This is a genomic window from Empedobacter sp. UBA6305 (genome assembly GCF_002440405.1).
GTDB lineage: Bacteria > Bacteroidota > Bacteroidia > Flavobacteriales > Weeksellaceae > Empedobacter > Empedobacter falsenii_B.
Genome location: NZ_DJTP01000013.1, coordinates 1 through 22727, shown reverse-complemented (window position 1 = coordinate 22727; position 22727 = coordinate 1). Strand labels below are relative to the sequence as shown.

At 31.1% G+C, this 22727-nt stretch carries 22 protein-coding genes; 13 read left to right on the top strand and 9 right to left on the bottom strand.

Going from position 1 to position 22727, the window contains the following annotated elements; all coding sequences use genetic code 11:
* Positions 1 to 75 precede the first annotated feature (75 nt).
* The 4 genes from B3M86_RS03340 to B3M86_RS03325 all read right to left on the bottom strand — a co-directional run bounded on the left by B3M86_RS03340 (position 76) and on the right by B3M86_RS03325 (position 3757).
* Complete coding sequence (locus B3M86_RS03340) at positions 76 to 588, bottom strand: IS1096 element passenger TnpR family protein (protein WP_038333549.1); 513 nt, start codon at positions 586 to 588, stop codon at positions 76 to 78.
* Between the two features lie 3 nt (positions 589 to 591).
* Positions 592 to 2013 carry a CCA tRNA nucleotidyltransferase gene (locus B3M86_RS03335; protein WP_286496136.1) on the bottom strand — a complete coding sequence of 474 codons (1422 nt, stop codon included), beginning with the start codon at positions 2011 to 2013 and terminating at the stop codon, positions 592 to 594.
* 31 nt (positions 2014 to 2044) lie between these two features.
* On the bottom strand, positions 2045 to 2602 hold the full coding sequence (locus B3M86_RS03330) for an L-threonylcarbamoyladenylate synthase (protein WP_286496134.1): 558 nt from the start codon (positions 2600 to 2602) through the stop codon (positions 2045 to 2047).
* A 93-nt stretch (positions 2603 to 2695) separates the two neighbouring features.
* Positions 2696 to 3757, bottom strand: coding sequence for a glycosyltransferase family 4 protein (locus tag B3M86_RS03325; protein ID WP_125350144.1), 1062 nt, complete (start codon positions 3755 to 3757; stop codon positions 2696 to 2698).
* 128 nt (positions 3758 to 3885) lie between these two features.
* Here B3M86_RS03325 and B3M86_RS03320 point away from each other — a divergent pair, with 128 nt between their 5' ends.
* Positions 3886 to 4668: a lipopolysaccharide kinase InaA family protein gene (locus tag B3M86_RS03320; protein ID WP_286496133.1), complete on the top strand. Its 783-nt coding sequence runs from the start codon at positions 3886 to 3888 to the stop codon at positions 4666 to 4668.
* Between the two features lie 34 nt (positions 4669 to 4702).
* On the opposite strand, the gene B3M86_RS03315 is transcribed toward B3M86_RS03320, so the two are convergent.
* The 5 genes from B3M86_RS03315 to B3M86_RS03295 form a co-directional block, all read right to left on the bottom strand.
* A complete protein-coding gene (locus tag B3M86_RS03315) occupies positions 4703 to 5608 on the bottom strand; it encodes a GYDIA family GHMP kinase (RefSeq protein ID WP_286496132.1) in 906 nt (301 codons plus the stop codon).
* Between the two features lie 5 nt (positions 5609 to 5613).
* Positions 5614 to 6492 carry an ACP S-malonyltransferase gene (fabD, locus tag B3M86_RS03310; protein ID WP_114999826.1) on the bottom strand — a complete coding sequence of 293 codons (879 nt, stop codon included), beginning with the start codon at positions 6490 to 6492 and terminating at the stop codon, positions 5614 to 5616.
* A 53-nt stretch (positions 6493 to 6545) separates the two neighbouring features.
* Complete coding sequence (locus tag B3M86_RS03305) at positions 6546 to 7319, bottom strand: glycosyltransferase family 2 protein (RefSeq protein WP_286496131.1); 774 nt, start codon at positions 7317 to 7319, stop codon at positions 6546 to 6548.
* 48 nt (positions 7320 to 7367) lie between these two features.
* Positions 7368 to 8405 carry a glycosyltransferase family 9 protein gene (locus B3M86_RS03300; RefSeq protein ID WP_291060438.1) on the bottom strand — a complete coding sequence of 346 codons (1038 nt, stop codon included), beginning with the start codon at positions 8403 to 8405 and terminating at the stop codon, positions 7368 to 7370.
* 129 nt (positions 8406 to 8534) lie between these two features.
* The gene (locus tag B3M86_RS03295) at positions 8535 to 9350 is read right to left on the bottom strand and encodes a 2,3,4,5-tetrahydropyridine-2,6-dicarboxylate N-succinyltransferase (RefSeq protein ID WP_125350148.1); all 816 of its coding nucleotides are present in this window, start codon (positions 9348 to 9350) and stop codon (positions 8535 to 8537) included.
* A gap of 91 nt (positions 9351 to 9441) precedes the next feature.
* Here B3M86_RS03295 and ruvX point away from each other — a divergent pair, with 91 nt between their 5' ends.
* The 12 genes from ruvX (at position 9442) to lysS (ending at position 22213) form a co-directional block, all read left to right on the top strand.
* On the top strand, positions 9442 to 9855 hold the full coding sequence (ruvX, locus tag B3M86_RS03290; RefSeq protein WP_038333513.1) for a Holliday junction resolvase RuvX: 414 nt from the start codon (positions 9442 to 9444) through the stop codon (positions 9853 to 9855).
* Between the two features lie 44 nt (positions 9856 to 9899).
* Positions 9900 to 10475 carry a peptide deformylase gene (def, locus tag B3M86_RS03285; RefSeq protein WP_114999818.1) on the top strand — a complete coding sequence of 192 codons (576 nt, stop codon included), beginning with the start codon at positions 9900 to 9902 and terminating at the stop codon, positions 10473 to 10475.
* Between the two features lie 20 nt (positions 10476 to 10495).
* Positions 10496 to 11092: a DUF5606 domain-containing protein gene (locus tag B3M86_RS03280; protein ID WP_038333500.1), complete on the top strand. Its 597-nt coding sequence runs from the start codon at positions 10496 to 10498 to the stop codon at positions 11090 to 11092.
* Between the two features lie 6 nt (positions 11093 to 11098).
* On the top strand, positions 11099 to 11863 hold the full coding sequence (mazG, locus tag B3M86_RS03275; protein ID WP_114999814.1) for a nucleoside triphosphate pyrophosphohydrolase: 765 nt from the start codon (positions 11099 to 11101) through the stop codon (positions 11861 to 11863).
* Between the two features lie 338 nt (positions 11864 to 12201).
* A complete protein-coding gene (gene uvrB / locus B3M86_RS03270; protein WP_286496129.1) occupies positions 12202 to 14193 on the top strand; it encodes an excinuclease ABC subunit UvrB in 1992 nt (663 codons plus the stop codon).
* A gap of 21 nt (positions 14194 to 14214) precedes the next feature.
* Complete coding sequence (locus B3M86_RS03265; RefSeq protein WP_286496128.1) at positions 14215 to 15033, top strand: DUF4846 domain-containing protein; 819 nt, start codon at positions 14215 to 14217, stop codon at positions 15031 to 15033.
* 85 nt (positions 15034 to 15118) lie between these two features.
* On the top strand, positions 15119 to 16279 hold the full coding sequence (locus tag B3M86_RS03260; protein ID WP_125350150.1) for a cysteine desulfurase family protein: 1161 nt from the start codon (positions 15119 to 15121) through the stop codon (positions 16277 to 16279).
* Entirely contained in the window at positions 16279 to 16803 is a 525-nt protein-coding gene (locus tag B3M86_RS03255) for a CvpA family protein (RefSeq protein WP_286496127.1), read from the top strand. The genes B3M86_RS03260 and B3M86_RS03255 overlap by 1 nt, the downstream gene beginning before the upstream one ends.
* Positions 16804 to 17001: 198 nt before the next feature.
* Positions 17002 to 18378, top strand: a complete 1377-nt coding sequence (gene rmuC / locus B3M86_RS03250; protein ID WP_286496433.1) for a DNA recombination protein RmuC — start codon at positions 17002 to 17004, stop codon at positions 18376 to 18378.
* A 31-nt stretch (positions 18379 to 18409) separates the two neighbouring features.
* Positions 18410 to 19348, top strand: a complete 939-nt coding sequence (locus tag B3M86_RS03245; protein WP_114999803.1) for a hypothetical protein — start codon at positions 18410 to 18412, stop codon at positions 19346 to 19348.
* Between the two features lie 76 nt (positions 19349 to 19424).
* On the top strand, positions 19425 to 20405 hold the full coding sequence (locus tag B3M86_RS03240; protein ID WP_219034726.1) for a hypothetical protein: 981 nt from the start codon (positions 19425 to 19427) through the stop codon (positions 20403 to 20405).
* A gap of 107 nt (positions 20406 to 20512) precedes the next feature.
* Positions 20513 to 22213 carry a lysine--tRNA ligase gene (gene lysS / locus B3M86_RS03235; protein WP_291076152.1) on the top strand — a complete coding sequence of 567 codons (1701 nt, stop codon included), beginning with the start codon at positions 20513 to 20515 and terminating at the stop codon, positions 22211 to 22213.
* Positions 22214 to 22727: the final 514 nt, after the last annotated feature.

Genomic DNA, 22727 nt, shown 5'->3' with positions numbered 1-22727 from the left:
TTTATATATAGCACAAAAAAAATCTGAATGTTGCCATTCAGATTTTTTGATATATAAGTTGATTAGTTGTAGTTTTTATAAATCGTCTACGTCTAAATCTTCGTCGATTTGTAAATCATTTAATTCAGCATCTTCTGCAAAATCAATATCTTCTTCATCGTCTAAATCAACCATCATGTCTTTTTTAGGCGCTTTAAGAGGCATTGAACCGAAACGGTAAACCGTTAATGGATAATTAAGAACAGCTGGTTTATCTTCTACAGAAATTAATTCAGCCACAAATGTCCACATTTCCATAAAATCATATACAAAAGCCATACGATCTCCTTGATTAGCAAAAGCTTCTTTGATATAAAAATCAGCCATTGTTTCATCAGTTCCATCATCAGACATATCCTCTAAAGGAATTTCTTTTGTTTGGTTTCCATCTTCATCTACTTCATAGAACGACGCCAACTCCTCACCTTGTAAACTAAAAGCACTAATTATACCTTTGTACAATGTGAATAATGTTTGCTTCTCTTTAATTTCTATGTCTCTAAAAACATCCTCTTTTGCATCAAGGAATACACGAATTTTATATATCACTTTCTAAATATTTTTCGGTTCCAAATTTAAATCTTTTCCCATATTAATTACAAATTCTAATGCAGAATTATAATTATTTTCTACTTCGCCTTCTAAAATTGCTTCTTTGATGGCATTTTTTAAGATTCCAATCTCTTTTCCTGGCTGAATATCAAATATTTCCATTATTTGTTCACCTGTAATTGGTGGTTGAAAATTACGTACTTTATCACGTTCTTCAACATCTTTTATTTTTTGTTCTACAACTTCAAAATTTTGTTTGAAACGTTTTTGTTTACGTTCATTTTTTGTTGTAATATCAGCTTTGCAAAGCGTAATTAAATCGTCGAAATCTTCTCCAGCATCAAACAATAATCTACGTAATGCCGAATCTGTAGCGTCGTCTGTTACAACAGCAATTGGTCGAGAACTCATCATGACTAACTTCTGAACATATTTTACTTGCGGTCCTAATGGTAATTTTAATCGTCTGAACAATTTTAATACCATTTTTGATCCAACAAATTCATGCGAATGAAATGTCCAACCTACATTTTTATCAAAACGTTTTGTTACAGCTTTTCCAATATCATGCAACAACGCTGCCCAACGTAACCAAACATTATCTGTGTTGACAGAAATATTATCAACGACTTCTAACGTATGATAAAAATTATCTTTATGTTTCTGACCTTCAACCTCTTCGATTCCTTTTAACGCAACCAATTCTGGTAAAATATGTTGCATTAATCCTGATTGTTCCAACAACAATAATCCGACCGAAGGTTTGTCAGTCATCATAATTTTCTGAAACTCATCCATTACGCGTTCAAAAGATACGATATTAATACGTTCTGCATTATCAATTATTGCCTGAAAAGATTTTTTTTCTATTTCAAAATCCAATTGAGCTGCAAAACGAATCGCACGCATCATACGCAAAGGATCATCAGAATAGGTAACATTCGGCTCTAATGGTGTTTTGATAATTTTATTATTCAAATCTTCTACTCCATTAAAAGGATCAATTAATTCGCCAAAATTCTCTTTATTCATCGAAATTGCCAATGTATTGATCGTAAAATCACGACGTTTTTGGTCGTCTTCCAACGTTCCGTCTTCAACATGTGGTTTTCGACTATCTTCTGAATAACTTTCTTTTCGCGCACCTACAAATTCCAAATCTGTGTCTTTATATTTGAACATTGCTGTTCCAAAACGTTTAAAAACTGAAACTTGTGATGTATGTCCTAATTTATTAGCCAATTCTTTAGCCAATAAAATTCCATTTCCAACTGTTACAAAATCGATGTCCTTTTTCTGACCACGATTCAATAAATAATCGCGTACAAATCCACCAACCACATAAGTTTCTTGATTAATTTCATCAGCAACTTCTGCTACATTTCTAAAAATTGGATTTGATACGGCTTCTAAGATTTTCATTCTGCAAAAGTATAAGTTTTGAAATAAAAAACTACTCTCTAATAACTTTTACTTCGTTATCTAGACCTAATTTAATTATCGTTGATGCAGTGAACTGAGGTACAAAGGTTTTTGTTTCATCTGGATAAAAGTCAACACGCTCTAAAATAGTAGGATTAACTTCCGAAAACACTTTTGGAGAAGATTCTCCTGATAAATTAGCCGATGTAGACACAATTGGTCCTCCTAATTTCCCGATGATTTTTTTACAAAACAAATCATCAGTCATTCGAATGGCAATTGTATTATCTTCTGCAATTAACGATTGTGGTAAACCTTTTGGATTATCGTAAATAATTGTAAGAGGTTTTTCGTTCAAATCAATCAAATCCCAAGCTAATTCTGGCACCTCAACAATATTTTGTAACATACGTGGAGAATCAACCAAAATAATCAACGATTTTGATGAAGGACGATTTTTTATCTGATAAATTTTTTCGATTGCAGCCTCATTCTTCGCATCACAACCCAGTCCAAGAATTGTGTCTGTTGGATAAAGCATTGTTTCTCCTTGTTTTAGTTTGGCTACAATTTCGTTTATATCTGACATTTTCTTTGTTTTATAAATTTGAGTGCAAAGGTATTATAGGAAAGTTGAATGAAGTCGATTTTCTTCGAAATATTATTTATCGCAAAATAGATTTTAGATTTCATAGACCTTTAGATATTCATTTGCCGCTTTATCCCAACTAAAACTTCCAGCTCTTTTGATATAAGCTTCTATAAAATAATCTGAATTTTGATTGTATTGATTTAACGCATCTTCCACTACATTTTTCATATATTCTGGTTCAAAATCATTCCAATAAAACGCATCTTTTCCACCAATTTCTGGTAAAGACGTTTTATCAGATAAAATAATTGGTTTTCCAAAGCTCATCGCTTCTAAGGGAGGCAAACCAAAACCTTCTCCAGTTGATGGAAATAAGAACGCTTCGCAATTTTGCATATAAAATTGCTTTGCTCGTTCAGAAACTTTACCTGATAAAAAAACTTGGTTTTCTAATTTTTCTTTAGCAATTAAATCTTTTATTTTTTGACCATAGGCATTCGTACAATTCCCAGAAATAATCAAATTAAAATCTGGTAAAAATTTCATCATTTTTACAAGTGATTCAAAATTTTTCTTTTCAAGAAAAGCTCCAATCGTATAAAAATAAGGTTTTGAAATATCTAATGGAGATTGAAAATCATCACAATTTATAATTTCTGAAATTGAATTTCCATTATAAATTATTGTATTTTCTATTCCCGAAATATCAAAATATTGCATAGTTTGTTTCTTTGCATATTCAGAAATAAATGTGATAACATCTACTCGCTTAATCTTTTCTTTAAAATATTTAATGTGATTTGGACTATAATCAAGCGAATTTTCTTCCATAAAATTAACATCATGAATCGTCAAAACATATTTTTTTGGTTTATGACAAGGTTCAACTTTTATATTTTGATTTAAGGAGTGCCAAACATCATACTTTTCACGCGTTCTGAAAAACGGATTGCGCATTAAACTATAATATTTTTTATAATGAAATTTAGTACCAAATTCAGTCCTTAAATCTTCAGGTTTTTTGTAAAGTAAATAAATTTGATCATCAAAATTTAATTTCGAAAGAGCTTTAATCAATTCGTAATTAAAAACTCCGAAACCAGTTGCACGATTCTTTAGATTATGAGATTCTAAAAGAATTTTTTTTACCATAAGTTAGGTTCTAAAATTTTTAAAAAACTTGTTTTAAGTTGTCCTTATTTTCAACAAAAATAGACATATCTTTGACAGATTAAAATGAAATATAGATTTTTTCTATATTAATTATAATATTTTGAAAAATGACACAGAAAATTGTCGTAAATAATAATTATCAAACTACGCAAACTGAAATCAAATCCATTATTGACAATTTTGACTTGATTGACGATTATATTGCAAAAGGCACAAGAAATTCTATCAAAAAAAAGACATTAAAATCGGGTAAAATTGCTACGATTAAATCATTCAAAATTCCGAATATTGTCAATAAATTTGTATATCGATTTTTCAGAAAATCAAAAGCTGAACGATCATTCTTATATGCTAATAAATTAATTGATTTAGGTTTTAAAACACCTACTCCAATCGCATATGTCGAAAATTTTAATACAATCTCATTTTTAAAAAGTTATTATTTTTGTGAATTAGTTACATCTGAAATAACTTTTAGAGAATTAGTTTTAGATATTAATTATTCAAATCGAAATGAAATCTTGAAACAATTTACAAAATTCACATTTGATTTGCATGAAGCTGGAATTGAATTTTTGGATCATTCTCCTGGAAATACTTTAATTAAGCAAGTTGGAGAAAATCAATATGAGTTTTATTTGGTTGATTTAAATCGCATGAATTTTCATAATTCAATGAGTTTTGATATTCGAATGAAAAATTTTTCTCGTCTAACTCCTCAAAAAGAAATGATAGAAATTATGGGAAAAGAATATGCGAAACTTATTAATAAACCAGAACAAGAAGTTATTAAAGAAATGTGGAATAAAACACAAGAATTCCAGCAAAAATTTCAAACAAAACAAGCTCGAAAAAAGAAATTAAAAGCCATGATTGGTAAAAAACAATAACAAAAAAGCAGATTTANNTAAATCTGCTTTTTTGTTATTTTATCATTTCAGAAAACGGAATAATAATCTCATATCCTTTTTCTTTAAAATAATCGTTCATTCCTTCTCTATACGTCACTAAAACAAAATCTCCGCCCCAAGCTCCGAGGCTTTTTACAGCTCCTAAATAATCAGGAAAATGCAATTCTTTGACTTGCGAAATTTGCATAAAATCTCCTAATCGTTCTTGATATTCATCTAAAATAGATTCTAAATCAGTTAAATTCTCAACTTTAGTTGCTTGAACAACCAAATCAGAAAGCTCTTGAATCATTTTCCAATCTTTTGATTTGTTCTTATAATGATTTCCAACAACGGCTTGTGTATCTTGCTTTTGATTAAGATAAACAAAATAAAGTTGATCTTTAAAATTCCAATTCAATTCTAAATCTTCTACTTCGATAGGATTATTCGAAAACAAAATGGGCTGATGATGATGCGCACATGCAATATCATAACCACTTGTATTGAAGGTTAATTGATTTAATTCAAACGGATTTATTTCTATCCATTGACTAATCAAATCAATCAAAGTCGAACTACTTCCCAGTCCCCATTCTTGCGGATATTCTAACTTCGTTAAACATTGATAACTGTTATTAGAATCAAAAAAATCAGGATTTAAAATTTTAGCTTGTTTTAAAATATTTTGTAATGATTGACTTAATTTATCATTTGTAGACGAAATTATTTCTAAATCATTCAATCTAACTTTAGTTTCAAACCAAATAGAATTATCAAATTTAGTTGCTTTCCAAGTGATTAAATTTTCTATTTCTGATGAATTTTCCACAAACAAACATTGCCCATATTTTGTGGGCAATGCAAATGCTTTCGCCCCATCAATCACAATATATTCCCCGATAAGGAATAATTTTCCATTGGAACGGTATGTTTTCATTTCGTTTAGATTTGTGCCGAAGAAGTTGAGACCTCTCTGTTTATTTTTTTCACTAAACCTTGTAAAGTATTTCCTGGTCCAACCTCAATAAATTCACTCGCACCATCAGCAATCATATTTTGAACAGATTGCGTCCATTTTACTGGAGCAGTTAATTGAGCAATCAAGTTTTTCTTAATTTCAGCAGGATCTGTAACAGCTGTTGTGCTTACATTTTGATAAACTGGACAAATTGGAGTATTGAATGTTGTTTCTTCAATAGCTTGTGCTAATTCTTCTTCAGCAGGTTTCATTAAAGGTGAGTGAAAAGCTCCTCCTACTGGTAAAACTAATGCTCGTTTTGCACCTAACTCTTTCAGTTTTTCGCATGCTACATTAACCGCTTCAATTTCTCCAGAAATCACTAACTGACCTGGACAATTGTAATTTGCAGCCACTACAACTCCATCAATTTCTGCACAAGCATCTTCTACAATTTTATCTTCTAACCCTAAGATTGCAGCCATTGTAGATGGATTAGCTTCACATGCAGCTTGCATTGCTAAAGCACGTTTGTAAACTAATTTTAATCCAGATTCAAAGTCTAAAGTTCCATTTGCAACTAAAGCAGAAATTTCTCCTAAAGAATGTCCTGCAACCATTTCTGGTTTAAAATCTGGTAAAATTTTCGCTAAAATAACAGAATGTAAAAAAACTGCTGGTTGCGTAACTTTTGTTTGTTTTAGGTCTTCAGCAGAACCTTCAAACATAATTGATTTTATATCAAATCCTAAGATTTCGTTTGCTTTGTCAAATAATTCTTTTGCGATTTCAGAATTTTCGTACAAGTCTTTACCCATTCCAGAGAATTGAGCGCCTTGTCCTGGAAAAACATATGCTTTCATTGTATTATTTTTAATGTATGACAAATGTATAATAAAATCTCAAACTTCTTTATTTAACCTAAGTTTTGATTTTCTTTTCTATAAATTTCGTCCAAATATTTATAACGATTTGCAACAGAAATTGCATGTAGTTTTGCAATTGTATAACCATCTTTTCCATCTAAAAAACCAAATCTCACCACAAAATAATTGAAAAAACGATAAGCAGGCTTTATGGTATAATGATAAAATGATGGTTTCAAATTTTTGAGACGAAGTTCTTGTGCTCGTAAGCGAGAATAACTATTAAGTTTATCTAAATAATATTCTTCATCAATAAACGTATGATGTTTCACTTTTTGTTCCAAATCACCTACTGCCCCATCACATTCTAATAATTCATGAACCATCAAACCATCTTTATATCTACATTTAGATTTTCTAAAAAGACGAACAGCTCTCACATTTTGCTGACCAGAAAATTCTATTTTCTTATTCTTAAAATAAAATGAATGATAAGCCATAAAAGCTACATCCTGTAAATTTGAATTTACTTTCTTTATTAATTCTTCTTTTAATTCAGATGAAAGTTCTTCATCTGCATCAAAAAAAGTGACCCAATCATTTTTTGCCAAAGAAAGTGTATAATTTCGTTGATTTGTGAAATTATCAAACTTGCGTTTTACAAACTTTACTTTTGGATTTTGGAATGCAATTTCTTCCGTTTTGTCTGTACTATATGAATCTACAATTATTATTTCATCTGCATAACTAGCCTCATCAAGAAATCTTTTGATGTTTTTTTCTTCGTTAAGTGTAATTAGTAGAGCAGAAATTTTAGTAGACATTCTCTATAGTAATCTAATTTTATAAATAGAAACTCAAAATTTCTGTTTTTATTTTATTAATGGTGATAAGAAATATTCTAACTTTTCTTTAAACAAATCGAAATCAAAGATTGAATAAAATTCATCAACTTGTTTTTTTATTTGACGATTGTTTAAATCTCCAAGTTTTTCAGGAAAATAATCTTTTAAATGAACACTTGTGTGATGAATTCCATCTTCGAAAGTTGCCCAAACTTTTTTATCAATCCAAGGAGAAAAAATAATAAACGATTTTTTCCCTAAAGCCTTGGACATATTAATTGCTCCTCCATCATTTCCTACAATCACATCACATTCGTTTGCAATTGCAATAAACTCGCGCAAATCATTACCCAACAATTCAAAATAAACTTTCGATTTGGTTTCATCAGATAATTGATTATATACTTCTTTTGCTTGCGATAATTGTTTCGGAAAATAATTGAATAAAATATTGACATTATAATGTTGACCAATAAAATCAACCATTTTTGCCATTTGATTCAACGGATAAGTTTTTGAAGGATCAGAACCAAGTAAACTAATCATAACTGATTTACGAGTAGAATCAACTTGATGTTTTTCAAATAAATCTTTCGCAAAGTTTATTTCTTCTTCTGTTAAATACAATTTCGGTTCTGTTGCCAAAGGAATTTCAATTCCTAAAGGCTTCAATAAAGACAAACGATGTTCGATTGCTAAACCTAAATATGAATTTGGTTCGTCATGTTTTTCTACATTATCTGTATACAAAAACGTTCTTCCAATCTTTTTGTACGATATTTTTTTTGGTGCATTATTGATAAAAACATCTACCCAACTCTGTAATTTTGAGTAAGCATCAATTACAATATCATATCTATTTTGATTAACTTTTTTCGAGAATTTAATCAAATTCATCAAGCCTTTGTTTTCTTTTTCATCGAAAACAATTTTATGATCGATGTATGGATTATTCTCTAAAACAGGCAAAGTATTACTATTGATTAAATAATCAACAATAGCATTTGGATAAGCTCTTTTGATATTTTCGCACAACAATGATGTGATTAAAACATCGCCTATCATCTTGTGTTGGATAATCAAAATTTTCATAAAACATAGTTATAAAGCAAAACTACTAAAATATGTTTGATTCGAAAATAAAAAATCCTCAACAAAACTGCTGAGGATTATATTTTATAAAATTTATTCTACTTAAACCGCCACATTATGCTCGCGTAATGCATCGTTTAATGAAGTTTTTTTATCTGTAGACTCTTTACGAGTTCCGATGATCAAAGCACATGGAACTTGGTATTCACCTGCAGCAAATTTCTTTGTATAAGAACCTGGAATTACAACTGAACGAGCAGGAACATAACCTTTAATTTCTACTGGTTCGTCACCTGTTACATCAATAATTTTAGTAGATGCTGTCAACACAACATTTGCTCCTAAAACCGCTTCTTTACCTACACGAACTCCTTCTACAACGATACAACGAGATCCGATAAACGCATTATCTTCAATAATTACTGGCGCAGCTTGCAATGGCTCTAAAACTCCACCGATTCCTACACCACCAGATAAATGAACATTTTTACCAATTTGTGCACAAGAACCTACAGTAGCCCAAGTATCAACCATTGTTCCTTCGTCCACATACGCACCAATATTTACATAAGAAGGCATTAAAATAACTCCCGAAGAAATATACGCACCATAGCGGGCAACAGCATTTGGAACAACACGAATTCCTTTTTCAGCATAGTTACGTTTCAATTCCATTTTATCATGGTATTCAAAAATTCCTGCTTCTAAAGTTTCCATTTTCTGAATTGGGAAATACATTACAACTGCTTTTTTCACCCATTCGTTTACTTGCCAATCTTCTCCAACTGGTTCTGCACAACGTAATTGTCCGTTATCGATTAACTCAATTACTTCACGAATTGCAATTTGTGTTGACTCTTCTTGTAACAATTCTCTATTGTCCCAAGCTTTTTCTATGATTTGTTTTAAATTCTCCATCTTTATTAATAATAGCCACAAATATAAAAATTATAATCAAGGGATTTCATAGAGATTATTTATTATTGAATCGTTTTTTTAAATTTGCCAAATGTCACGAATATTAGCGTTAGATTACGGAGGAAAAAGAACAGGCGTTGCCGTAACCGATGAATTGCAAATTATAGCTTCGCCAGTTGATACAATTGATACATCAAAATTGATGGATTTCTTGAAACAATATATCGAGAAAGAAAACGTTTCTGACCTTGTAGTTGGATTATCTGTTCGTTTTTCAGGAGAATTAAATGAGATTGAAAATCAAATTCAACCTTTTTTGAAAAAATTTTCTGAACAATTTCCGTTGATTAAAATTCATCGTGAAAATGAGATGTTTACCTCAAAAATGGCTTCTCAAGCAATGTTTGCTGGAGGAATGAAAAAGAAAAAACGTCAAGAAAAAGGAATGGTCGATAAAGTGAGTGCCGTAATAATTTTACAATCATTTTTATCACATAAACTATAACAAATTGTATCTTTGCCGTTAAATTAATAAAAAAAGATCAGAAAATGGTATTACCAGTTGTAGCTTACGGAGATCCTGTCTTGCGTAAAGTTTCACAAGAAATCGATCAAGATTATAAAAATTTACAAGAACTGATCCAAAATATGTTCGATACAATGTATGACTCTAACGGAGTTGGTATCGCAGCGCCTCAGATCGGGAAAGATATACGTTTATTTGTTGTTGATTGCTCGCCTTTCGAAGAAGATGAAGATTATGATGATGTAAAAGATGAATTAAAAGATTTCAAACGAGTTTTCATCAATCCAAAAAAAATCAGTAGTTCTGAAGGTGATGAATGGGCTTTTACAGAAGGATGTTTGAGTATTCCTCACATTCACGAAGATGTAACACGTCCAGAATCGGTAACTTTAGAATATTTTGATGAAAATTGGGTGAAACATACCGAAACTTTTTCGGATATTCGCGCTCGAGTTATTCAACACGAATACGATCATTTGGAAGGAAAGCTTTTTATTGACTATATTTCGAGCTTTAAAAAGAAATTAATAAGTAATAAATTAAAAAATATAACAAAAGGGAAAGTAAACACGAGTTACAAAATGAAATTCCCTTCATAGACCCTTAAACATAATAGAATATGGATTTATCAAGAGTTATCGCAATTTCAGGAAAACCAGGATTATACCGTTTAGTTTCTCAAACAAGAGGTGGTTTTGTTGTTGAAGATTTAGAAAAAGGTAAAAAAATCTCAATCGCTTCTAACTACAATGTTAGTTTATTAGACAACGTTGCTATTTACGGAGTATCACAAGAATTTCCTTTGGCTGAAGTTTTCTTCAGAATTTACAAAAAAGAAAACGGAGGAGAAACGATCGATTACAAAACTTCTGGTGCAGAATTGCGTAAATATATGGAAGAAGTTTTACCAGAATATGACGATTCAAGAGTTTATGATTCTGATTTGAAAAAATTATTCCAATGGTATAATATCTTACACAAAAACGGATTATTAAACATCGACTTAGCTGCTGTAGAAGCTGCAATGGCTGCTCAACAAGCACAAGAAGCTCCTGTTGCTGAAGTAGAAGCTACAGAAGAAGTTGTTGTGGAAGAAAAACCAAAAAAGAAAGCTCCTGCTAAAAAGGCTGCTGACAAAAAAGACGCTGAAGAAAAACCTGCTAAAAAAACTGCTGCTAAAAAAACAACAGCAAAAAAAGATAAAGACGCTGAATAATTAGAGATGAATACACGTAAAGATCAATTACAGGCTTTCGAAAGATTGTTGGATATAATGGATGAATTACGTGAAAAATGTCCGTGGGATCGTAAACAAACAATGGAAACGTTGCGTACGTTATCTATCGAAGAAATTTATGAACTTTCGGATGCCATCATCGAAAAAGATTCGGATGAAATAAAAAAAGAACTAGGTGATGTTTTTCTTCACCTAGTTTTTTATTCTAAAATCGCATCAGAACAAAACAACTTCGATGTTGCTGATGTTTTAAATGGTATTTGTGACAAATTAATTCATCGTCATCCACATATTTACGGCGATGTAGAAGCAAATACAGAAGAAAAGGTGCTTCAAAATTGGGAACAAATCAAACTAAAAGAAGGTAACAAATCTGTACTTTCTGGCGTTCCTACTTCTCTCCCAGCAATGGTAAAAGCTTACCGAATTCAAGACAAAGTAAAAGGTGTTGGATTTGAATTTGAAAATTCTGATCAAGTTTTTGATAAAATTATCGAGGAAATTAATGAATTCAAAGAAGAACAAAATCCAACAGATAAAGAGATGGAATTTGGTGACATTTTATTTTCTTTGATTAATTATGGACGATTTAATGGCATCAATTCTGAAGATGCTTTAGAAAGATCGAACAAAAAATTTATCACACGTTTTCAGAAATTAGAAGAAATCGCGAAAGAAAATGGTCAAAACATAGCTGATTTAACCATTTCCGAATTAGATAAATTATGGAATTTAGCGAAAATTCGCTAGTGTAAACTTAACACTATAAAGTTTATTCAAATCAACGAAAACGTTGTAATCAGACGTTTTAACACTATTATAAATAACTTTTATCGACACCAATAAAACAAAGTATTACAAATTATTGTGCACGCACAGAAAACCGACATATATTTGCAATGGTTATAGCGGGCAATAGCTTGTAATAATGGAAGGAAGTTTGTTTACTAAGTAAACAGTTTTCTCATTTTTTTGTGGTTTTGATGAAAAGGTGACTTAAAGTCGCCTTTTTATTTTTTATCAACTTCTATGTAAAATCACAATTCATAACAATCCTTTTTTATCTGAATAATTTGTAAATTTGTAGAATGCAGTTTCAATTAAATTCTGAATTCAAGCCAACTGGTGATCAACCAAAAGCTATTGAAGAATTATCAAATGGTATTCTAAATAATGATCGTTATCAAACACTTTTGGGTGTTACAGGTTCTGGTAAAACATTTACAATCGCGAATGTTGTACAAGATGTGCAACGTCCAACTTTAGTTTTGGCACATAACAAAACGTTGGCGGCACAGTTGTATATGGAATTCAAAGAATTTTTTCCGAATAATGCAGTCGAATATTTCGTTTCTTACTATGATTATTATCAACCAGAAGCTTACATTCCTTCATCAGGAACCTATATTGAGAAAGATTTATCAATTAATGAAGAAATTGAAAAGCTTCGTTTAAGTACAACTTCCTCCCTACTTTCTGGTCGTCGCGATATTTTGGTTGTGGCTTCAGTTTCGTGTTTATATGGTATTGGAAATCCAACAGAATTTCATAAAAATGTGATTCAGATTGAAACGGGGCAAATTATCTCGAGAACAGCTTTTTTGCATAAATTAGTCCAAGCTTTATATTCGAGAACAGAAGGTATTTTTCAACGCGGAAATTTTAGAATTAAAGGAGATACATTAGATATTTTCCCTGCTTATGCGGATGATGGAATCAGAATTAATTTCTTTGGTGATGAAATCGAAGAAATCTCAGTTTTCAATGTAGAAACAGGTAAAACTTCAACTAAATTAGATAAAATTAATATTTATCCAGCCAATCTTTTTGTTACTTCTAAAGACACTTTAAATGGTGCAATTGCTGATATTCAGATCGATTTGGGTAAACAAGTTGAATATTATCATGAAATCGGAAAACATCTCGAAGCAAAACGTTTGCAAGAACGTACTGAATTCGATTTGGAAATGATCAAAGAATTGGGATATTGTTCTGGAATCGAGAATTATTCGAGATACTTAGACGGTCGCGAACCAGGAACTCGTCCATTCTGTTTGTTAGATTATTTCCCAGAAGATTATTTGATGGTGATTGATGAGTCGCACGTTACAGTTTCTCAAGTTCATGCAATGTATGGTGGAGACCGCTCGCGCAAGGAGAATTTAGTAGAATATGGTTTCCGACTTCCAGCTGCAATGGACAATCGTCCGTTAAAATTCGAAGAATTTGAAGCTTTACAAAATCAAGTGATTTATGTTTCAGCAACACCTGCGAATTATGAATTAGAAAAATCGGAAGGAGTTGTTGTAGAGCAAGTCATTCGTCCAACAGGATTATTAGATCCAATTATTGAAATTCGTCCAACACAAAATCAAGTCGATGATTTGATGGAAGAAATCAATAAACGAGTAGAGTTAGACGAACGTGTTTTGGTCACTACTTTAACGAAACGAATGGCGGAAGAGTTAACGAAATATTTGACAAAATATGGCGTTCGATGTCGTTATATTCATTCTGATGTGGATACATTAGAACGTGTTCAGATTATGGCTGATTTACGCGCTGGATTATTTGATGTTTTGGTTGGAGTTAATCTTTTGAGAGAAGGTTTAGATTTACCTGAAGTTTCTCTAGTAGCAATTTTGGATGCTGATAAAGAAGGTTTTTTAAGAAGTCATCGTTCTTTAACGCAAACGGTTGGTCGTGCTGCTCGTAACGTGAATGGTTTGGCGATTATGTACGCAGATAGAATTACAGATAGTATGCAATTAACGATTGATGAAACAAATCGTCGTCGTGAAATTCAAATGAAATACAACAAAGATCACAATAAAGTTCCGCAAGCTTTAAACAAAAAAATAACGAAACTAAGTTTAGCTGCAGCAGATTTTGAAGAAAATCCTTACGAACAAAAACATTTGATTCAACAAGCAGCAGAGATTAATGAAAATTATTCGACAGAAGATAAAGAGAAATTGGTACAAAAATTGCAGAAAGAAATGGAAAATGCTGCAAAAAATTTAGATTTTATAAAAGCAGCCGAATTAAGAGATCAAATTCAACTCTTAACCAAAGAATAGCACGTTTTTTTCAACATTTCAATGAAAATTTTTAAGAATACATTTTTTTTAACTCTATCGTTTTTTACCATTTTATCATCTTGTAACACACAGATTTTAAAATCATCTTCAAATAATGAATTGCTTGAAAATGAAGAAAGTAGTTTAGTTCATACACGTGAATTAAAGATTTTCAAGAGATTTGATACACCTCCAAATTATGAAAGGAATCAAAATTATACAGATTTTGGTAAATGGATAAATAACCTTCCGCTCAAAAACAATAATACAGCTGTTTATTCTTTTGATGGTCAAAAAAAATCTAATCCAAATATATATGTAGGAGTTTTAGATTTAGAACAACCCAAAAAAAATGTACAGTTTAATGCAAATGCGATGATGAGTTTGCGTTTAGAGTATTTCTTCCGTTCGAAAAAATACAATGAAATAGATAAATTGTCTAAAATTTCTACAAAGCCAATTCCTTACACTGACTATGTAAAAGGAGATTATTCTCATACGAAATACATGCAATATTTGATCTATTATTTAGAAAATACAAATTCAAATACAATTGCTGAATTATTAAAACCAATCTCTATCAAAGAGATTCAAATTGGCGATGTATTTTTTCAAAAGGGAAATATAAAAAGTCATGCTGTAATGGTAATTGATTTAGCGAAAGATAAAAATGGGAATAATATATTCATTTTGGCTCAAAGTTATTATCCAAGTCAAGACATTCATATTCTTTCTAATCCAAGCAACGATTTAATCTCACCATGGTATATTGCAAAAGAAGGCATACTTCTTACACCTGAGTGGAGATTTTTGTCTTCGGACTTGATGCGTTTTAAATAACATTTTACTTTTTCAATCCTTACATTTTACTTAAATTTGTTGTTCAAAACCTCAAAGTAAACAACAATACAGTAAATAATCGATAATGCAAAGAGTATATTTAGACAATGCAGCAACCACAGCAATTCGTCCAGAAGTAGTTGACGAAATGGCAAATGTGATGAAAAATGTTTTCGGAAATCCATCTTCTACCCACGTTTTTGGTAGAGAAGCCAAGGCACTTATAGAAATGGCTCGAAAGAACATTGCGCAGCGTTTAAATATTTCTCCTGCCGAAATTTATTTTACTTCTTGTGGGACAGAATCTAACAATACGATTATACGTTCTTGTGTAAATGATTTAGATGTTACACGTATCATTACTTCGGATATGGAACACAAATGCGTACAAGAAAGTATCAAAGATTTAGAATATCGTGGAAAAGTTGAAGTAATCCGCATCAATATTCAAAAAAATGGAGACATTGATTATGCTCAATTAGAGGAATTAGTTAAAGATCAATCTAAAAAAACATTGGTTTCTTTGATGCATGCTAATAACGAAATTGGAAATTTAACAGATATTAAACGTATTTCGCAATTGTGTCAAGAAAATAATACATTGTTCCACACAGATACGGTGCAAACAGTTGGTCATTACGATTTAGATTTCCAAGATTTGGGAATGGATTTCGCTTCTTGCTCAGCACACAAAATTCATGGACCAAAAGGTGCTGGATTTTTATATGCAAAAAAAGCTTCGCATTTAAAAGCCTTGATTGCTGGAGGAGGACAAGAAAGAGGAATGCGTTCTGGTACCGAAAACGTATACGGAATTGTTGGACTTTCAAAAGCTTTTGATTTAGCAATTGATGAGTTAGAAGCTCATGTTAATCACATCAAAGAAATTAAACAATATACAATCGATCAATTAAAAGCAGCTATTCCAGGCGTTTCTTTCAATGGATTATCAGATGATTTAGACAAAAGTTTGTATGCATTATTAAGCATCAAATTACCATTTCATGATGCCTTAATCGGATTCGAATTAGAATTAGCTGGTATCGCTGTTTCACAAGGAAGTGCTTGCAGTTCTGGTGCAGCAAAAGTTTCATTAGTTATGCAAACATTGTACACAGAAGAAGAAATTGATCAAATGACGCCTTTACGTGTATCTTTTTCATACGAAACAACTAAAGAAGATATTGATGTCTTAGTTGGAACATTGAAAAAAATCGCTGAAAAACATCAATTACAAAACGCTTAATGACTGATTTCAATCAACTTGATATTCTGATTTTAATTGCGTTAGCTTTTGGTTTTATCAACGGATTTTTCAAAGGTTTTATTTCTCAATTAATTGGGTTAGTCGGTTTTTTTGTAGCAATTTGGTTCAGTTTTAAATTTTATCAAATCATCGAAGTTTATGTCGATTCTTACAACATTGTTGCAGATAGCTTAACTTCTTTGGTTGCGTTAGTTATTACATTTGCAATTGCTTTTTTCACAATAAAATTAGCGTCAAGTTTAACACAAAAAACAGTAGAAGCAGTTGGTTTAGGAATCATTAATCGATTTGGTGGAGCGGCTTTAGGATTAATAATCTCTTTACTTTTAACATCAAGTATTTTGTATTATATCGATCCGATTTTAGAACTAGGATTTAAAGAAACAAAAGACGAAAGCCAGATTTTACCAATTTTGAACGAAAGTTCTCAAATCATCAAAAATTCTATCTTCGAAACAAAAGATAATTTAAGGACAGAATCCCAAGATTCTATTCATTTATGATCATACAAAGACAGCTTTTTCAAGCTGTCTTTTTTCTTAACATTAATTTTATAAAAGGCACAAAAATTATCTAAAGAGATCAAAACAATTAATTTAAGATGAAAAAACAATTCTTAGAAATCGTTTTTTTATGATTTTATTTTTAATAACGACATATTGTGTCGTATAAAATCGTTCCTTTGTTTAAATTTTAAGATTATGAACAGCGCAATCATACTTTCATCCATCCTTTTTTTTATCATTGGAGCCGTTATCAGTTTTTTATATTCAAAATCGAAAGCAAATTCAGCCATAATTGGAAATGAAATAAAACACCAAGAACTTCAGAAACAATATGATTCGCTAAAAAATGAATTTATCGAAATAAAAGATGATGCAAATTTCAATTTGGATCAATGGCAAAAAGAGCGCGAAAAAAATACAGAATTAACGGTTCGCCATCAAGAAGCAATGAAAGCTGTGGAGGAGCAAAAATCGTTTATGCTCGAAACCAATGAACGATTAAAAGAGCAATTTGAAGCACTTTCAGCTCAAGTTTTGAAAAGTAATAACGAACAATTTCTTGATTTAGCGAAAACAACATTGGATAAACATTTTTCTAATTCTCAAAACGATTTAGAAAAACGTCAACAAGCGATTGATTCGTTAATCAAACCATTAAATGAAAGCTTGAATAAATTTGACGGAAAAATATCCGAAATAGAAAAAGCTCGAGAAGGCGCTTATTCAGAAATTAAAGTTTTCTTAGATTCAATGCGTGGTACAACTGATAAATTGCAAAAAGAAACCAATACATTAGTTTCTGCTCTTAAAACTTCACACACAAGAGGAAAATACGGAGAAATTGGATTGCGTCGTGTCGTTGAATTTGCTGGAATGTCATCTTTTTGTGATTTTGAAGAACAAACTTCTGTTCAGTCCGAAAATGGTTTGCTTCGCCCGGATTTAATCGTTAATCTTCCTGGAAATCGAAAAGTAATTGTCGATTCTAAAGTTCCATTAAACCAATATATGCTTGCATTTGAAACGGAAGATGAGAATTTAAGAAAACATCATTTACAAATGCACGCGAAAGCTGTACGCGAACATTTAAAGAATTTGAGTTCTAAGGCTTATTGGAATCAATACACAGAAGCACCCGATTATGTGGTGATGTATCTGCAAATTGAAAGTTCTTTTGGTGCTGCGTTAGAATTGGAGCGAACTTTGATAGAAGATGCACTAAACAATAGAATAATTATTGCAACACCAACTACTTTGATTACAATGCTTCGCACAATTGCGTTTAGCTGGCAACAATTAAATGTTGCGGAAAATATATATCAAATGCGAGATGCTGGAATAGAATTATACAATCGTGTGAATGTTTTAATACAACATTTGGCGACGGTTGGTCATAATCTAAACCAAGCAACCCAAAGTTACAATAAAGCTATAGGTTCACTAGAAAATCGATTTATTCCGCAGGTTAAAAAGCTGAAAGAAATCGGTGGAACTTTGATGGAAAAAGAAATTTCGGAAACTAAGCCAATTGATACAATGATTCGTTCAATAAATAACTTGGATATTCAATAATCATTCTATATTTGTACAACTTTTAGAGAGAATGAAAACAAGCCTATTTACCTTGATTTTACTATACTCTCCTGCCATTTTTGCGCAGGTGAATTTTGAAGAAAAATCTGTACAGGTAAAACCAAATTTAGAATTAAACAAAATATATAACTACTCATTTACAGATCGTAACTTTTCGATTTCTGTAAATGATACGGTTTCTAAAGTCATCAACCAATCAAATAAATCGATGGAATTGGTTGACAAGAATGATTTTGCCAATAAGTATACATTTGTAAATGGTAAAAATCAATCCAATGATCCTGATGAATTTTACCGCGATTTTATCAATAATTCTGAAGGAATAGAGTACGAATTCACAACAAATCCTTCTGGAGAATTTTTAGAATTATTAAATGTTCCTCAGATTGAAGAAAAATTGCTTAAAATAACAGATAAACTTGGTAAACAACGCAAAAAATCTGATGATTATAAGGCAAATATTGCGTACATTGAGGAAATGGTCAAATCGAAAACATATGTTCCCTATGTTTTTGAGCAAGAAATTCACGTTTTCAATTATTTTAATGGACAATATTTTCGTTTAGGTGAAACATATGAAGGAAAATCTGTACAGGAAAATATTTTTGGATTTCCAATTTCTTCTACCACAAATACTTATCTAAAAGATATCAACAAAGAAAAAGGTACGTATACAATTGCTTCTGACCAAAATTTGAGCAAAGATGATTTTGAGAAATTATGGGAAGAAATGGCGTATTATATGTTGAATGATGCTAAACTGAATTTGTCGCAAGAACAGGTAAAAAAAGAAATCAAAAAATATTCAGAAACAGTTGAATTAAAAGTGAAATATGAAAATACGTACGATTTGAATTCAATTTTAATCAAATCTGAATATTTATTTAGCTTAAATATTGGTTCTAAGAAAACAGTTAATCAATTAAGTATAAAACTTTTAAATGACTAAATTTTATTTTTTAACGAATTTCAAACTTCATTTTAGATAATTTGCTCTATTTTTGAATTAGTTTGATTACTTATAAATGAAAATTAATTTTACATATTATCTGTTTTTTCTATTTTTTTCGATAAAAATATTTGCCCAAGATCCTATTCAAGATACAATTTCACCGGTTGTTAAAAATGATACCATTTTTAATGCTCCGCAGGAAACGATTATTTTTCCCAAAACATATTGGAATATTGGAAACGAAAAACGATATAATGTAACAACAAGTGAAGTGAAATTGGAAGATGACACGATTTCGCATCAAGAACAATATACTTATAACGTTATTATTCAAGTTGAAAATATTTATCAAAACGAAACCATTGTAAAGTGGAATTTCAGAAATATACAATTCAATTCAAAATCATTTTTAAATAATCCTTTTTCGTTAGTTAATAATGTTTCGATTTCCTTTAAAATAGATCAAGACGGACGATTTTTAGGTTATACAGATTTAGATAAAACGATTAAACAATTGGTTTTATCTTCAGAAGATTTAGAGAATAAATATTTGGATAATCCTACTGCGATTGCGTTAATCAAAAAGAATCTTCAACAATATTCTACAGAAGAAAGTATTGTTAAATTATTTGACAAAGACATTCGTCAATTCCATCATTTTTATGGAAAAAGTAATTTTACTTTAGAAAGTGCGCCATTTGTTTATCAATCTTACATGGACAATTTATTTAGCACTTCTCCCACTCCAGCTACAACAGAATTGAAATTGAATGAGATTGGAGTTTCGCAAACCAATTACATTATGTCAAGTTTTCAGGAAGCCGATAAAGATTGGTTGGCCAATTCTTGGTATACTTATCTAAAAGAATTAGCAACAAAATTAGGTACAGAACAGCCTTCTGAAAATAGATTGAAAGACGACATAAAATATTATGTTAAAACGACTTCGCGTATCAAGGATAACGGTTGGATTTCATATAGTATCGAAACCAAAAAGGTAAAATTTCAAGATACAGATTATACATTAGAGCGCCGTTTTGAGTTAGTAGACTAAAACTCGCATCAATACTGATAATTCTTACATTATTAAATCATAAAAACTTCGTGAATCAAGATTATTTTTCATAATTTTGCATTCATTTTATATAAATTATATTCACTATGCAATTGTCTGAACAAGAAATTATTCGTAGAGAAAAACTACAACAATTAAGAGACTTAGGCGTTGAGCCTTACCCTGCCGAAGAATTCGTGATAACTTCTAATTCTAAAGAAATTAAGGAAAAGTACGAAGAAGGAAAGGTTGTCAAGCTTGCCGGACGATTGATGAGTGTTCGTGTAATGGGGAAAGCTTCTTTCGCTGAGTTACAAGATAGCGAAGGTCGTGTACAGGTTTATATCTCGAGAGATGATATTTCTTCGTCTGAAGAAGGAATTGAGTATAATACAATTTTCAAGAAATTGATGGATATCGGAGATTTTATTGGAATTGAAGGATATGAATTCAAAACTAAAGTAGGTGAAATTTCTGTTTACGTAACAAAATTAACTTTGTTATCAAAAACTTTACGTCCATTACCAATTGTAAAAACTGACGACGAAGGTCATGTATTTGACGCTTTTACAGATCCAGAATTGCGTTACCGTATGCGTTACGTAGACATGGTTGTAAATCCTCACGTGAAAGAAATTTTCTTAAAACGTACACGTTTATTCAACGCAATGCGTAATTTCTTCAACGATCGTGGATACATGGAAGTAGAAACTCCTGTTTTACAATCGATTCCTGGGGGTGCAGCAGCTCGTCCGTTTATTACACATCATAATGCATTAGATATTCCATTATATTTAAGAATCGCGAACGAATTATATTTAAAAAGATTAATCGTTGGTGGTTTTGATGGTGTTTACGAATTTTCTAAAAACTTCCGTAACGAAGGAATGGATCGTACGCATAATCCAGAATTTACAGCAATGGAAATTTATGTTGCTTACAAAGATTACAACTGGATGATGGATTTCACAGAGCAATTATTAGAACATTGTGCAATTGCTGTTAATGGAACTTCTGAAACAACTTTCGGAGAACATAAAATTGATTTCAAAGCACCTTACAAACGTGTAACAATGCGTCAATCAATTATTGATTTTACAGGATTTGATATCGATGGAAAATCTGAAGCAGAATTATTTGAAGCTGCTAAAGGAATGGGGATCGAGGTTGATGAGACTATGGGTAAAGGAAAATTAATCGATGAAATTTTTGGTGAAAAATGTGAAGGAAACTACATTCAACCAACTTTCATTACAGATTATCCAAAAGAAATGTCTCCATTGACTAAAAAGCACCGTGATAATCCAGAATTAACTGAGCGTTTCGAATTAATGGTTTGTGGAAAAGAAATTGCTAACGCATATTCTGAGTTAAATGACCCAATCGATCAACGTGAGCGTTTTGAAGCACAAATGGCTTTAGCTGATAGAGGTGACGACGAAGCAATGTTTATCGACCAAGATTTCTTACGTGCATTAGAATACGGAATGCCTCCAACATCAGGTTTAGGAATCGGAATGGATCGTTTGATTATGTTCTTAACAAATAATCCATCTATTCAAGAAGTTTTATTCTTCCCTCAAATGCGTCCAGAAAAAGCTGCACCAGCTTACGAATTGACAGAAGAAGAAACTCAAATTATTGAAATTTTAAAAGCTAACGAAAACATTGATTTGAATGAATTAAAATCTCAAGCTGCTTTAAGCGGTAAAAAATGGGACAAATCAATGAAAAATTTAGCAAAATATAACTTGACTAAAGTTACTGTTGAAGGAGATTCTAAGACAGTTTCATATTTAGGCGAGTAAATTATTACCCTTTCATCTATATTTTAAAAGCTCAACTTCGGTTGGGCTTTTTTTGTAATTATTTGGGCGTTCCCTCGCTCTTTGCCTTCCATTTATATTATTTATAAAATAACCAAAATAATACAAACACAGCTAATGCAAATCGCTCGGTTGGGCTATCCGTTCCAATCTTTTGTAAAAGAAGATTAGAAGTGATTACAGAAAATCCAACTCCTACAAAAGGATTTACACTACTATCCCTAACGCGGGTTTTAAGTTCTGAGTTTTGAGTAATAAGTTATAAGACATAAGATTTAAGACTGACAATAAAAATCTACAAAGGAGTGTTATCGAGTTATGAGTTGTAAGTTCTGAGTTAGTTGTAAAAAGGAAGCTTCCTTTTTATCAAGAAGAAGCTTCTTGTTGACTAATTAGAAGCCTCTTATTTACTGATTGGAAGCTTCTTGTTTTATAAAACATAGTCTGGAGATGCGTAAAGCTTAAAACGTTCAGTCTAAAGCGCGACGTATACCCA

Bases quoted from the DNA above. Each gene is read 5' to 3' on its own strand.
- B3M86_RS03335 (WP_286496136.1), bottom strand. From the start codon at position 2,013: ATGAAAATCTTAGAAGCCGTATCAAATCCAATTTTTAGAAATGTAGCA.
- B3M86_RS03330 (WP_286496134.1), bottom strand. From the start codon at position 2,602: ATGTCAGATATAAACGAAATTGTAGCCAAACTAAAACAAGGAGAAACA.
- B3M86_RS03325 (WP_125350144.1), bottom strand. From the start codon at position 3,757: ATGGTAAAAAAAATTCTTTTAGAATCTCATAATCTAAAGAATCGTGCA.
- B3M86_RS03320 (WP_286496133.1), top strand. From the start codon at position 3,886: ATGACACAGAAAATTGTCGTAAATAATAATTATCAAACTACGCAAACT.
- B3M86_RS03315 (WP_286496132.1), bottom strand. From the start codon at position 5,608: ATGAAAACATACCGTTCCAATGGAAAATTATTCCTTATCGGGGAATAT.
- fabD (WP_114999826.1), bottom strand. From the start codon at position 6,492: ATGAAAGCATATGTTTTTCCAGGACAAGGCGCTCAATTCTCTGGAATG.
- B3M86_RS03305 (WP_286496131.1), bottom strand. From the start codon at position 7,319: ATGTCTACTAAAATTTCTGCTCTACTAATTACACTTAACGAAGAAAAA.
- B3M86_RS03300 (WP_291060438.1), bottom strand. From the start codon at position 8,405: ATGATAGGCGATGTTTTAATCACATCATTGTTGTGCGAAAATATCAAA.
- B3M86_RS03295 (WP_125350148.1), bottom strand. From the start codon at position 9,350: ATGGAGAATTTAAAACAAATCATAGAAAAAGCTTGGGACAATAGAGAA.
- ruvX (WP_038333513.1), top strand. From the start codon at position 9,442: ATGTCACGAATATTAGCGTTAGATTACGGAGGAAAAAGAACAGGCGTT.
- def (WP_114999818.1), top strand. From the start codon at position 9,900: ATGGTATTACCAGTTGTAGCTTACGGAGATCCTGTCTTGCGTAAAGTT.
- B3M86_RS03280 (WP_038333500.1), top strand. From the start codon at position 10,496: ATGGATTTATCAAGAGTTATCGCAATTTCAGGAAAACCAGGATTATAC.
- mazG (WP_114999814.1), top strand. From the start codon at position 11,099: ATGAATACACGTAAAGATCAATTACAGGCTTTCGAAAGATTGTTGGAT.
- uvrB (WP_286496129.1), top strand. From the start codon at position 12,202: ATGCAGTTTCAATTAAATTCTGAATTCAAGCCAACTGGTGATCAACCA.
- B3M86_RS03265 (WP_286496128.1), top strand. From the start codon at position 14,215: ATGAAAATTTTTAAGAATACATTTTTTTTAACTCTATCGTTTTTTACC.
- B3M86_RS03260 (WP_125350150.1), top strand. From the start codon at position 15,119: ATGCAAAGAGTATATTTAGACAATGCAGCAACCACAGCAATTCGTCCA.
- B3M86_RS03255 (WP_286496127.1), top strand. From the start codon at position 16,279: ATGACTGATTTCAATCAACTTGATATTCTGATTTTAATTGCGTTAGCT.
- rmuC (WP_286496433.1), top strand. From the start codon at position 17,002: ATGAACAGCGCAATCATACTTTCATCCATCCTTTTTTTTATCATTGGA.
- B3M86_RS03245 (WP_114999803.1), top strand. From the start codon at position 18,410: ATGAAAACAAGCCTATTTACCTTGATTTTACTATACTCTCCTGCCATT.
- B3M86_RS03240 (WP_219034726.1), top strand. From the start codon at position 19,425: ATGAAAATTAATTTTACATATTATCTGTTTTTTCTATTTTTTTCGATA.
- lysS (WP_291076152.1), top strand. From the start codon at position 20,513: ATGCAATTGTCTGAACAAGAAATTATTCGTAGAGAAAAACTACAACAA.